Source organism: Moorella naiadis (nom. illeg.), assembly GCF_051020825.1.
In the GTDB taxonomy this organism is placed as follows: Bacteria; Bacillota; DSM-521; order Neomoorellales; family Neomoorellaceae; genus Neomoorella; species Neomoorella naiadis.
Genome location: NZ_JAXGFQ010000046.1, coordinates 1 through 12306, shown reverse-complemented (window position 1 = coordinate 12306; position 12306 = coordinate 1). Strand labels below are relative to the sequence as shown.

The window sequence follows — 12306 nt, the reverse complement described above, 5'->3', positions numbered from 1 at the left end:
TGGTTCCATTCTACATGAAAAGCAGCGCCGAGTCCAGCATCATTTTTTAATTTCTTGGGGTGGCTGAGTAGTTACAAGAAGTCTTAACAACCAGCAGGAAAAAAAGAAATCATGTCGAACTTATTAAGCGTAGATGAAAAAGATGGTGCCGAACTGGCTACAAAAAACATTACACAGCTACTTTGGGGGAATAAATAAGTACACATAATAAGGAGAGTAAATTATAAAACACAAACAGCACTTCAGATATATAGGCAATATGAAGAAGATGGCAATGTGAAAGACTGATTTCCATTATTTAGCATCATGGCGTAGAGACAGATACAGCGAGGAGAAGCAGTAGCACATGGCCAAAGAGGCAGGAAACTACCAGCTGGTAAAAAAGCTTAACCGGATCAGCACTCTTAATATTATCAGACAACACAAAAGTATTTCCCGCAAGCAATTGGCCAGGGAACTCGGTTTAACACCGACGGCAATAACAGGGATCATTCGTGATTTGATGGCCGCAGGTTATGTTATGGAAAAGGGCCTGGGTAAATCTAGTGGTGGGAGACGACCGGTTAACCTCCATTTTATCCCGGATTCTGGTTATGTAATCGGGGCGGAAATAACAAAAAGTAAAACCACCCTGGGTGTCGTTAACCTGGACGCTAAACCTTTAGTAATTAACCGGTGTAATATCGATATGGCCGAACCGCGCCGGGGTTTGGAACAGCTTGCCGGAGAAGTAAAAAAGATGATTAAGGAAAACCACCTGGAGGAAATAAGGATATTGGGGATGGGCATAGCTTGCTCAGGACTCGTAGATATCGTTACCAAGGTAGTAAAACGCTCTCCTAATTTGGGGGGGAAGTGGCGTGATATTCCCATAGAAACCTGGTTGCAGGAAATGCTGGGCATCAATATTTTTGTCGAAAACAACTCCAATGCGGCTGCCCTGGCGGAATATACCTTCGGCCGCGGTAAGGAAACCCGGAATATGGCCTATATTAATCTCGGTGAAGGCATCAGCGCCGGAATTATCCTGGATGGTACGCTGGCATATGGCTATAAAGGATACACCGGGGAAATTGGCCATCTGGTGATAGACGAAAACGGACCCCTCTGCAATTGTGGTAATAATGGTTGCCTGGAGAGTTTATATGCCGTACCGGCCCTAGTACGTAAGGCGAATAATGAACTAGCCCTCTATAGTGGTAAAGACCCCTTAAAAACAATTTGGCGCGAGAAGGGGTCGGTGACCATAGAAGACATAATTACTTTTGCCGGAGATGCCGACTCCTATGCCGGGAAGCTGGTACGCCAGGCCGCCTGGCAAATCGGCAAAGGCGTGGCGGCCATTATCAACCTGTGTAACCCTGAAGCCGTATTTGTCGGCGGTATCCTGGCCACAGCGGGGGACAGTTTACTGGAACCACTGGCCAAAAGCATGCAAAAATATGCTTTCCCCGAACTGGCACGGGAGGTGAGGCTTGAGTTATCAACCATGCAAAAGGATACTGGGTTTTATGGCGGGTGCGCCGTGGCTATACGGGCGCTTTTCGATGGCGGCGCCGAAGCCCTGCTGGATGTTTAGGCCAGCGCAATGACGGTAGCAGAGAAATAAAAATGCCAGAAGGTGTAACATAGACGGGCGAAATGGATAGTGAGGTTGAAGGAATGATTGCTGAAGCCAGCATGATATTATCGTCAATAAGAACAGCACTAGGAAAAAGTCCAACGGCAAGCGGTTGCGTGTACCCGCACTCCATACAACAGGTGGGAAACGGGCACCTGCTGCTGGCCAGAATAGGAAATGAAAAGGTTTTATTACTTATCAATGCCGCCGATTGGTCAGGCTATGATGACTTTGCTGGCCAGGAAAGCTCAATCAATGGCGATAAGGTAAAAATAGCCCCTACAAGCCATGCAAACGCCTGCGCTTTACGCCGGTACTTTCCCTTTACCGCGGCGGTGCCCCTTGGTAATAAAGGCTTCAGTATGGGGATGGGCGACCGTCTGGGTTTAGCTACCCCGGGGCATATCCAGGCTATCGCCGGTACAGGAGTGAGACCGGTATTTGCCCAGCAGTCGGTGCGGGAATTGACCTTAACCGGCAGGAGCTTTGCTGATGTTTTGGATGACGTTACTTGGGGAGTCTTCCAGGAAGGCTACACGGAAGGCTTTGGCGCCGACGGCGATCACCTGAAACAGGAAAGGGAAGTCCAAGAGGCCCTTGCAGCGGGATACACCATGATTACCCTGGATTGCTCGGAAAGGCTGGATAATACTATTGCTACCAAAACCGGGAGCGAGATTAACGAGGCCTATAAAAAACTGAAGGAAGAAGCAACCAATAACCTGGAAGATATTTACTTGAATAAAAAATGTGATGTTAATGGGTATGAGATATTTTTTGATGAATTAAATTTAAAAAAAATAATCCTCACCTACCTGAAAGCTGTTAACTACGTAGAACATGTTTACAAAGACCTAATCGTACCCCATGGTAAAGAGATCGATTTCGAGGTTTCCATCGATGAAACTGCTTTTCCGACGACACCGGAAGCCCATTTCCTGGTGGGGGCGGAATTGCAAAGGCGCGGGGTAAAAGTAACAAGCATGGCTCCCCGCTTCTGCGGTGAGTTTCAAAAGGGAATTGATTATATCGGCGTGGTCGATGAATTTGAACGTCAATTCAAGATCCACGCCGCCATTGCCGCCCACTTTGATTATAAACTGAGCATTCATTCCGGTAGTGATAAATTCAAGGTATTTCCTGTCATTGGTAGATATACAAAAGAAAGATTACATCTGAAAACCGCAGGTACGAGCTGGCTCGAAGCGTTACAGGTAATTGCCCGGTGCCAACCCGAACTCTTATGCCAGATGTATCAACATGCCCTGGAACATGTGGACGAAGCCAGAGAGTACTACCATGTCAGCCTGGATACCGCCATAGTTCCTACTCCCGGGACCATAACGCCAGATACCATCGCGGGTATTTTAAGTCAGGACGATACCAGGCAAATGATGCATATTACCTATGGTTTTTTCCTTCATCCGAAAGTAGGTACCTTCAGGGAAAAGATATATACCGTACTCAATAATAATGAAGATGCTTACATGGCGGTATTAAAGCAGCATCTAGGCCGGCATATTGCATTGGTTAATATAGGGCACTCTTTTAAGGGGGGTGTAACAAATTAGTAAAATAACAGTTATGGAGGTGGGGAACTCAAATATTAAAAAACCAAAGCAAAAAGATGGGCACTCAAAATGGTAAACACAACCTTTAAAGCCTAAACTAGTAGAAAGGGTGAAATGTAACAATGGTAATGGAAGAGAGTAATTGTTGCCCTCCTGTAAGGATTCACAATGGTAGTAATAAGCGCATGTAATAATTCTGCGGGGGGGGTAAGCAGCAAAGTACAGAAAAAAACAGGATAGCGACACATATACACTTAAGGTTAGTATGGTAATCAATGAGCAGGATCCTTTATACGCCGCAGGATATGCTGAGTTTAAAAAAGGAGTAGAGACACGGACAAACGGTAAAATAAAGGCTGAGCTTATCCTAATTATAGTATTAAAAAATAAGTTTATTTTCTAACGGGATTAATAAAGCAACTATATTCTTGACAAGGAGGAGCATGATATGCCGTTGGTCGATTGGATTGTATTGGGACTCTTTTTTCTAGTAATGGTTGGAATAGGGATTTGGTCGCATCGTCAAATCCGTGATTCCCATGACTACTTTACTGCGGGAGGGAAAATGCCGTGGTGGCTTTCTGGGGTTTCGCACCATATGTCCGGTTATAGTGCGGTTGTATTTGTCGGTTATGCTGCGGTCGCTTACACGTATGGTTTTACCCTTTATATCTGGTGGGCTATTCCAGTGTCTATTGCCGTGTTTTTCGGCGCATTTACCATTGCACCGAGATGGGCCCGATTACGGGCACGGTATAATATTGGTTCCCCGATGGAGTACTTAGCAACCCGATACAATGTTCCGACTCAACAGTTGATGGCTTGGAGCGGTGCCTTGCTCAAGGTTTTTGACGTCGGAGCCAAATGGGCTGCCGTCGCTATCATCCTGCAAGTATTTACCGGTCTTCCATTGATTGTTGGGATTATTTTAACGGGCGGGGTTTCTTTGATCTATTGTACCATTGGCGGATTGTGGGCAGATGCTTTAACTGATTTTGCCCAGTTTGTTATTCAATTCGCGGCAGGACTCGCTATGTTCTTTATTGTTTTAGCCAAGTTTGGCGGTTTGGATGCAATTTTCGGGATTTGGAACCAGTTGCCCCCAAGCCATCATTACCCCTTGACAGGCCCATTTACGTTGAGTTTCTTCCTAGCATACTTGTTGATTGACTTCCTCAGTTATAATGGAGGAACCTGGAACCTGGCACAACGCTATATTGCTGCACCTACCGGTGCACAGGCCCGTAAAGCGGCCATTCTTTCCGGCTTCTTGTACTTGCTCTGGCCTCTCGTCCTCTTCTTTCCGATGTGGGCTGCGCCCCTTCTCTTACCAGGATTAAAGGACCCCAGCCAATCATATGCGATGTTGGCCAAAAATCTTTTGCCGCCTGGCTTAGTCGGTCTTGTCTTAGCTGGTATGTTTAGCCATACGATGGCCATGACTACGTCGGATGCCAATGCCATTTCAGCAGTTATAACACGGGACATCCTTCCAGTTATTTGGAAAAAGGCCCAAAATTTTTCCAGTGAAAGTTTTTTGAAAACGGCCCGGGTTACCACGTTTATCTTTATTGCGCTCACAATGGTTATAGCTGCCGAGCAGGACAAATTCGGCGGGGTTTTGGGTCTCATTTTAACCTGGTTTGGTGCTCTGGTTGGCCCGATTTCAATTCCAATGCTCTTCGGCCTGTTACCGGCTTTCAGGCATAGCGGCGTTACTGCAGCTATTGTGTCCTGGGTCGGGGGAATTATTGCATTTACCGTTGTTAAATATGCCTTTGCATCCAGTCTTGCCGTAACGGTTTCGATGCCGGTTCTTGTTTCCATGGTGTTATTTATTCTTCTTGGACTACTTTCTCGCAGACGGGAATTGCCTGCAGAAGTCAGTCATATGATGGAGGCGTTAAGCTACGATTCCATATCTAAACCGACAGCTTAATAATCCTTGGTAAGGTAAAAATTCATCAGGAAGGATTTACATCCAAATAATCAAGAAATCTTTTTATGACGGACCTTTTTATAGAGTCATCAAACACCAAATTCAACGTTTGGTGTTCGATGACTCAATTTAAACCTGGAATTGGCAAGTAACAGGTTATAAGAGCTATCTGGGTAGGCTGGGTACCATTTACAGAAAAATTGAGCAGCATTCGTCATGCTACGAACACGAAATCACACTTCTGGTAAAAGAGGAGTGCCGTTATGATAACGATCTGGGGTAAAAAGGCAACACTTAAATAGACCTGGCAAAGCCGGCTAATCTAAAAACAGCTATGGGTTCGGAGGGGGGAGTTCCTAGCCGGAGGCCACCAAGAGCCACGACCTCTGCCGGATAAATTTCTGAAGCGGATAACTGAAACCACCTCCTCTAACCGGAGCTAACCTTACGTGCCGGTAACGGCCAGAGCCGACCACGTTTCCTGGCACATTCAGGATTAAACGCCTAATGGAGTTTATTTCATAGTTGGCGGCGTTGGGAGGCAATAGAGCCAGCCGGAACCAGTTCAGGAGATTGTAAGCTAGGATTTTCAACCACATGTAAGCTGTATTGCGTCGAGGGTCGAGTTTGCTCAAGGTTTCCCGCAAGAATTCCAAGAAGCTACCATTACTGGCGGTCTTGCTGCCATAGAGATTAGCGTTGACCAATTCACCGCTCCCGGAGATAAAGGCCACCTTGGCTTTGTAGGAGGCGCGGCCGTGGTAGCGGGGGTTGTAACCTACTTCGGAACCCTTTTGATTACCGAAAGATGGTGATGACAGTATCATCAAAGTCCAGCCATACTTCCCGGGGACCGTCCCGGTCGGCCATAAGGTCGAGAATAGCTTCATTCACCTGGCGTAGCTGCTCAACCTGCTCCAGGGTAAGCCGGGACAAAAGGCCACGCAGGGTGCGTTCATCAGCAACCCGGTCGATCCCTTTGAGCTTCTGGTAACCGGGGTCGTATTTGAGGGCTTCCATATGGGAGAACCGTAACAGGCCTAGCCCAGCGCAATCAATCATAGTTTCAATCAGTTCAGCGGCGCAGTAGGTGCAATTATGATAGCGTTTAATGGCAAGATGCTGCCGTAAACATATCGGAGAAACTGATGACTTGCTTTAGTGCCTCGAACAGCCCAAAGTTACCGTAAGCGGTAACAGTGGTATTATCAAAGGTAATCGGTAGGTTGGTTCTAGCAGCTAATTTTTCCAAGCACCTGATAGCTTTCTGACAGCGGCGCTCCTGGTTCCTTTTTTGCTGACGCAGCAAATTTTCCTGTTGATTATTGGTAAGTATTTGTGCTACCCTGATGGAGGAGAACCCCTTTCTTCCGGGTGGTTTGGGTGATACTTACCAATTCTGGATCGGATGGGGTTCTCCTTCTTTTTGCTAAATTTTTTACCCTTCTTTTAAGGTGTCATGCCTTGCGGCATAAGGATTCTTTGCGGTTACTTACCGGATCTAAGTTAAATGAAATGAGGGTGGAAAACATGTTAAACCAAGGAGAAAGTATATTTAACGCGGGCTTGCTTGACTTTTATAGCGAACATGCCACCAAAACTTTACTTTCCTTCTGGAAACGTGCGGTGGACAACGAACATGGCGGGATTTTCACGTGCTTTGACAACACCGGAACTCAATTAATAAGTAAAAACAAATATACGTGGTCACAAGGGCGGTTTATTTGGATCTGGTCCCGAATCGCCCGTATAAGTCAATCCGGACTTTTATCGGAAGATCCCGAATTCTACCTCGTGCAAGCAAAGAAAACTGTTGATTTTTTGTGGCAGCATGCCGTACTGGAAAACGGAAACTGTGCTTTTGTCCTCACCGAAACCGGTGATCCAGTCGAGGAGATACCCGGACAAGGATATGATACAAGTTTTTATGCCGATTGTTTTGTCGTTCTTGGCTTTTCCGAGTATGTAAAGGCCACACGGGATACCGAAATCCTTAAGAAAGCCCTTATCCTGTATGATCAGATTGTGAAACGCCTTAAGCAAAAGAACCTGCGCAGTGAACCTTATCCGATCCCAGAAGGAGTACAGGCGCATTCTGTCTCGATGATCATGCTCAATGTAACACAGGAACTGTATGAGGCTTTGTCTTACTTAAAACATCCGCGTAGCCAAGAACTCAAACAAGCAGCTCTGGGCCACGCCAATGACATTATGACGGTTTTTTACAATGCAGATGGCACAATTACCGAGATGTTGGCCCCTGATGGCTCTCCTCTTCAAGATACCGTACTTTGTCGGCATGTTAACCCTGGGCATACCATCGAATGCATGTGGTTTATTATGCAAAATGTGCGAAAGCTCGGCGGGACAGATTGGACCCATAAAGCAGCTAAGGCTCTGAAGCGAGCCTTTGAAGTAGGATGGGACCCTGAATACGGTGGGCTTCTCCGTTTTGTAGATCGCCAGGGAGGTAAGCCTCAAGGGACAACAAACGGTGATCCTTATGAGAAGTTGATCCTCGATACCTGGGATACAAAGCTATGGTGGCCGCATTCGGAGGCATTGTATACAACTTTGCTGATGTATAGCGTAACACGTGATGAAACTTTTCTCCGGCTCTATGAGAAAACACACACGTATGTGTTTACCATATTCCCCAATCCCGACGAAACTGTTGGAGAATGGATCCAAATCCGGGACCGTACAGGCAAGCCGATACAGAAAGTCGTTGCTTTACCGGTTAAAGACCCGTATCACATCTTGAGAAATGTGTTATTAACGATTGAGCTTATACAGGAGAACCTTAGCCGTTAATATTTTTTAATACCGTCTTGCCGTTTAGCGTTTTAGCTTAGATGTTAACGAGAAAAGCCTTCGGTGGTGAATAATAATAATATGGAAAATCTTAATCTTAAACTGGGTACGGCAAAAATTGACATTACCCCTAAGCATCCCATACCTTTGGCAGGGTTTGCCCACCGTCAAGGAAATTTTGAAGATGTTATCCATCCGCTTCATGCCCGGATTTTGCTTTTTAAACAAACGGAAGCGGATGGTACGCGGCAAAATGTGCTGATTGTTTCGGCCGATTTAATTTGGTGGGGATCGGAGCGCATCCCGGTACTCAAAGAAAGGTTGCAACGGGAATTCGGCTTCACGTTTTCTTCGATGCTTTTTCATGCTACCCATAACCACTCAGGGCCCCAGACAAGCGGCCGGTTTACGCCTTCACTGGGCCCCTTAGACTTCAGGTATGTTGTTGAAGCATTGGAAGAGCGAATCATCGATGGGGTTCGAAGCGCTTTGCAAAACCTTGAATCTGTCAGGATCGACCGTGGGACGGGTTATTGCGGCTTTTCCATTAACCGTCGAAAAGTTGTTGAAGGTGAAATGACGATGGCCCCGAACCCGGACGGACCATCTGACCCGGAAGTAACGGTGCTCCGCTTTGTTAGGGAAACGGGAAGTACCAAGGCCTTGTTGGTACATTACGCATGCCATGCAACGACTACCGGGGATAATTTTGTCTCTTCGGAGTTTCCGGGTATCGCAATGGACTATCTTGAGGATAAAATAGGGGGAACCACGGTTGCAGCCTATCTCCAGGGGTATTGTGGGGATGTACGACCGGCTCTTATTCGTGACGGCGCCTTTTACCGGGGGGATGATCAGGAAGTTTGCCGCTTAGGTCAAACTCTCGGGGATGAGGTGTTAAGGGTTATGCAAAGCCAAATGGAGGCGTTGCAAACAAGCCGAATAATAAGCCAAACTTTGACGGTAGACCTTCCTCTACAGAACCTTCCGACACGAAGCGAACTGAAAACAAAGAGTGCTGAAGGAGGAATCTATGCAGAATGGGCCGAGATTCTCATGAAGCATCCTGAACGAATTCATTCCAGTGTTCCTCTGGAGATGACATGGGTACATCTCGCTGAAGGGCTTTCGCTCTTAACCGCCAATGCGGAAATGGTGGTGTCCTATGGCCTTTTCATCAAAGATAAATTCGCGAGGCGAATTCTTCCAGTAGGATATACTAATGGTATGATCGGGTATGTGCCGACGGCAAGGCAAATCGACGAAGGGGGTTACGAGTCTAAAGATTCGGTGCTTTACTTTGGCCAGCCTGCCCCTTTTGATCCTTTGGTGGAAGAACGGATTTGTACGGAAATCCAACGCTTAGCTGAAAGGAAGGATGAAACATGCCGATAAATCTGGAGTCGGTTCGGCCTCTACCGGCAGAACGGTTGCACGTTGAAGTTTATTCAACCCGTACTGATATGGGTAACGCAGCAGCTCACGATGTGGTGAAAAAGATGAAGGAGCTTTTGGCGGAGAAAGAACGGATTCGCATGATTTTTGCAGCCGCACCCTCTCAGAATGAGTTTCTGGCGGGGTTAACCCATGCGGATGGGATTGATTGGTCTCGGGTTACGGTATTTCATATGGATGAATACTTCGGGTTACCTGAGGACGATCCAAGACGGTTTTCCCGCTTCTTAGCCGACCGCTTGTTTGATATAGTGAGACCGGGTGAAGTCAATCTCATTGATACGTCAAGGGGCCTTGAAACCGAATGTAAGCGTTACGGGGAATTGCTTAGAGCTGAACCGATCGACATAGTATGTCTTGGTATTGGGGAAAATGGTCATATCGCCTTTAATGACCCTTGGGTTGCAGATTTTAACGACACCAAGACGGTAAAAATTGTCCAACTTGATGAGGCCTGCCGCAACCAACAAGTCCATGATGGCTGCTTTCCGAATCTCGAAGCCGTACCGACGCATGCGATCACACTCACCATTCCTATACTCATGGCCGGCGCTTATTTATACTGTATTGTTCCGGGAAAAACCAAACAAAATGCCGTAAAGCGTACCCTCTACGGCCCAATTACGCCGGATTGCCCGGCTTCTGTCTTAAGACGCCATCCGAACTGTACTTTATATTTGGATAAAGATTCTTATGGGAACTGATAAGGAGATGGACCAGATGAGCCAAAAAGAAAAACGTTTTGCTCTAGAGGGAATACATTACCGCACTGGGAAGCAGGTGCGTGTTTGGGTTGAAGGTGAAATTATTCGCGACGTTGAGCCATTAAAGCACTCACAAACTGCAGAGTCTTCCTGGATCGGGCCGGGTTTGGTGGACCTGCAGATTAACGGGTATGGCGGGATGGATTTTAATACGCCTCCTTTTGGAGAGGATATGGTGGAGAATGTAACTAAGGCTTTATGGCGGGAAGGGGTTACATCATATTTTCCCACCATTACCACAAATTCAGATACGGCTATTGAAGAATCGGTCCGCAAACTCTCTTCTGCCGTTGATGCTGATCCTCTGCTGGTCAAAACCATTAAAGGGATACATCTGGAAGGCCCGTTTATCTCGCCGGAAGATGGCCCGCGTGGAGCACATCCGCTTGAGCATATTAAACCACCCGATTGGGACCGATTTAAAAAATGGCAGGAAGCAGCCAAAGGCCGGATCAAACTCATTACATTATCCCCTGAATGGCCGGGTTCCGCCGAGTTTATTGCACAATGTGTTGTCCACGGTGTGAAAGTGGCCATTGGGCACACGGCTGCATCGTCGGAGCAGATTCTTAAGGCGGTGAACGGCGGGGCAACGTTGTCTACTCATTTGGGAAACGGTGCACATCCCGTGTTACCGCGACATCCTAATTACATTTGGGATCAACTCGCTAACGAGCGGCTTTGGACGAGTATGATTGCCGATGGCTTTCATCTTCCAGACTCCGTTCTAACGATCATTCATAAGGTCAAAAAGAGGCAGGTTTTTTTGGTGAGTGATTCTGTTTATTTAGCAGGCTTGGAAGCCGGAGAATATGAAACCCACATCGGCGGCAAAGTGGTGTTAACACCGGAGGGAAAACTTCACCTGGCGGAGAATCCGAAGTTGCTCGCCGGCTCTGTAAAATCCTTAAGACAGGATATTGAATATTTGAGCGACCGCCTCTTAACGTTTAAAGAGGCATGGGAAATGGCGTCCCTGTACCCTTCAGCATTTATGGAGTTTGCTTCCCAAACAGGTTTAGAGGTGGGAGCCCCTGCCGACCTGGTTCTCTTTGAGCGTCAACAGAACCGAAAGAACCGAATAAAAATCTTACAAACGTATAAAGCCGGCAAGCGTGTGTACTCATCGCATTAATAAAAGGAGGACGAAACCATGACAACACCGGTTATGACCCAGTACCTGAACAAGATCTTTGAGCATTTACAGAAAATCCACGACGAAGAAGGAGATGCCATTAAGAAAGCAGCCCGGCTGGTCGCCGATCATATCAAAGAAGATAAATTGGTTTATGTCTATGGGCCTGGAGGGCACTCTAACCTCGCCTCCCAGGAAATCTTTTTCCGGGCTGGTGGGCTCATGCATGTCAGTGCCATGTTAGATGAAGGCACACTTTTGAGTAATGGAGCGCTTCGTTCCATGGCGATTGAACGGACCCCAGGATACGGAAAGATTGTCATTGACGATTATGGCCTTCAAGAAGGGGATCTGCTAATCATCGTCAATGCCTATGGTATTAACGCAGCGACGATTGATGCAGTTTTAGAAGCAAAACGCCGGGGAGTTAAAACCATTGGTGTGACTTCTGTTCACCATGCTTTGGAAACTCCAAAGGATCACCCGGCTCGTCACCCATCGAAAGCGAATTTGGCCGATCTTGTAGACGTTGTTTTAGATTGTAAAATCGATGTGGGTGATGCCGTGGTGGAAATTGAAGGGTTGGGCCAACGCGTCGCAGCCATGTCTACGTTTGCCAATGCCTTTATCTTAAATTCCCTTATGGCGGAGACGGTAGACTTACTGGTCAAAGAGGGCATCACGCCGCCCATTTGGATGAGTGGGAATGCCACTGGCGGAGATGAGGCCAATGCCCGCTTTATCGAGCGCTTTAAAGGAAGAATTAAGAAGCTTTAGTTCTATAGGCAGGGAGTCATTTGAATGAGCGATTAAGGTGGACTCCATAGTCAAGAACAACAAAATGAAAAATTTTAAGTAGTTGAAGTTGACCTTGCTAGTTACCAGTTATGGATATTAATTCCCGGGAATCGGCTACCTGATAGTAAATTTAAGCTAGACGCCCATTCCGCCGCGGCGACACCAGCAGAAGGATGAAAATTGTAATATTGGGTGAGGGTGAGGGGTGG

At 46.8% G+C, this 12306-nt stretch carries 8 protein-coding genes and 1 pseudogene; 8 read left to right on the top strand and 1 reads right to left on the bottom strand.

The window, feature by feature from the left end:
• The first annotated feature begins 346 nt into the window (after positions 1 to 346).
• From SDD30_RS16550 to SDD30_RS16540, 3 genes are all read left to right on the top strand, one after another.
• Positions 347 to 1579 (top strand): ROK family transcriptional regulator, encoded by a 1233-nt coding sequence (locus SDD30_RS16550; RefSeq protein WP_434076040.1) that lies wholly within the window; start codon positions 347 to 349, stop codon positions 1577 to 1579.
• A 158-nt stretch (positions 1580 to 1737) separates the two neighbouring features.
• Positions 1738 to 3192, top strand: coding sequence for a tagaturonate epimerase family protein (locus tag SDD30_RS16545; protein WP_434076039.1), 1455 nt, complete (start codon positions 1738 to 1740; stop codon positions 3190 to 3192).
• A 448-nt stretch (positions 3193 to 3640) separates the two neighbouring features.
• On the top strand, positions 3641 to 5131 hold the full coding sequence (locus SDD30_RS16540; RefSeq protein ID WP_434076038.1) for a sodium:solute symporter family protein: 1491 nt from the start codon (positions 3641 to 3643) through the stop codon (positions 5129 to 5131).
• Positions 5132 to 5487: 356 nt separating this feature from the next.
• Here the strand turns inward: SDD30_RS16540 and SDD30_RS16535 are convergent.
• Positions 5488 to 6482 (bottom strand): annotated as a pseudogene (locus SDD30_RS16535) (transposase).
• A 179-nt stretch (positions 6483 to 6661) separates the two neighbouring features.
• On the opposite strand from SDD30_RS16535, the gene SDD30_RS16530 reads away from it, so the two are divergent.
• The 5 genes from SDD30_RS16530 (at position 6662) to SDD30_RS16510 (ending at position 12076) form a co-directional block, all read left to right on the top strand.
• The gene (locus tag SDD30_RS16530) at positions 6662 to 7945 is read left to right on the top strand and encodes an AGE family epimerase/isomerase (protein WP_434076037.1); all 1284 of its coding nucleotides are present in this window, start codon (positions 6662 to 6664) and stop codon (positions 7943 to 7945) included.
• A 63-nt stretch (positions 7946 to 8008) separates the two neighbouring features.
• The gene (locus tag SDD30_RS16525) at positions 8009 to 9340 is read left to right on the top strand and encodes a neutral/alkaline non-lysosomal ceramidase N-terminal domain-containing protein (protein WP_434076036.1); all 1332 of its coding nucleotides are present in this window, start codon (positions 8009 to 8011) and stop codon (positions 9338 to 9340) included.
• Positions 9331 to 10104, top strand: coding sequence for a glucosamine-6-phosphate deaminase (locus SDD30_RS16520; protein ID WP_434076035.1), 774 nt, complete (start codon positions 9331 to 9333; stop codon positions 10102 to 10104). The genes SDD30_RS16525 and SDD30_RS16520 overlap by 10 nt, the downstream gene beginning before the upstream one ends.
• Positions 10105 to 10120: 16 nt before the next feature.
• The gene (locus tag SDD30_RS16515) at positions 10121 to 11299 is read left to right on the top strand and encodes an N-acetylglucosamine-6-phosphate deacetylase (protein WP_434076034.1); all 1179 of its coding nucleotides are present in this window, start codon (positions 10121 to 10123) and stop codon (positions 11297 to 11299) included.
• A gap of 18 nt (positions 11300 to 11317) precedes the next feature.
• On the top strand, positions 11318 to 12076 hold the full coding sequence (locus tag SDD30_RS16510; protein WP_434076033.1) for a sugar isomerase domain-containing protein: 759 nt from the start codon (positions 11318 to 11320) through the stop codon (positions 12074 to 12076).
• The last annotated feature ends 230 nt before the right edge of the window (positions 12077 to 12306 follow it).

What these genes read in the sequence shown, in the direction of transcription:
- SDD30_RS16510 (WP_434076033.1), top strand. Translation starts at nt 11,318, where the DNA reads ATGACAACACCGGTTATGACCCAGTACCTGAACAAGATCTTTGAGCAT.
- SDD30_RS16550 (WP_434076040.1), top strand. Translation starts at nt 347, where the DNA reads ATGGCCAAAGAGGCAGGAAACTACCAGCTGGTAAAAAAGCTTAACCGG.
- SDD30_RS16520 (WP_434076035.1), top strand. Translation starts at nt 9,331, where the DNA reads ATGCCGATAAATCTGGAGTCGGTTCGGCCTCTACCGGCAGAACGGTTG.
- SDD30_RS16540 (WP_434076038.1), top strand. Translation starts at nt 3,641, where the DNA reads ATGCCGTTGGTCGATTGGATTGTATTGGGACTCTTTTTTCTAGTAATG.
- SDD30_RS16530 (WP_434076037.1), top strand. Translation starts at nt 6,662, where the DNA reads ATGTTAAACCAAGGAGAAAGTATATTTAACGCGGGCTTGCTTGACTTT.
- SDD30_RS16515 (WP_434076034.1), top strand. Translation starts at nt 10,121, where the DNA reads ATGAGCCAAAAAGAAAAACGTTTTGCTCTAGAGGGAATACATTACCGC.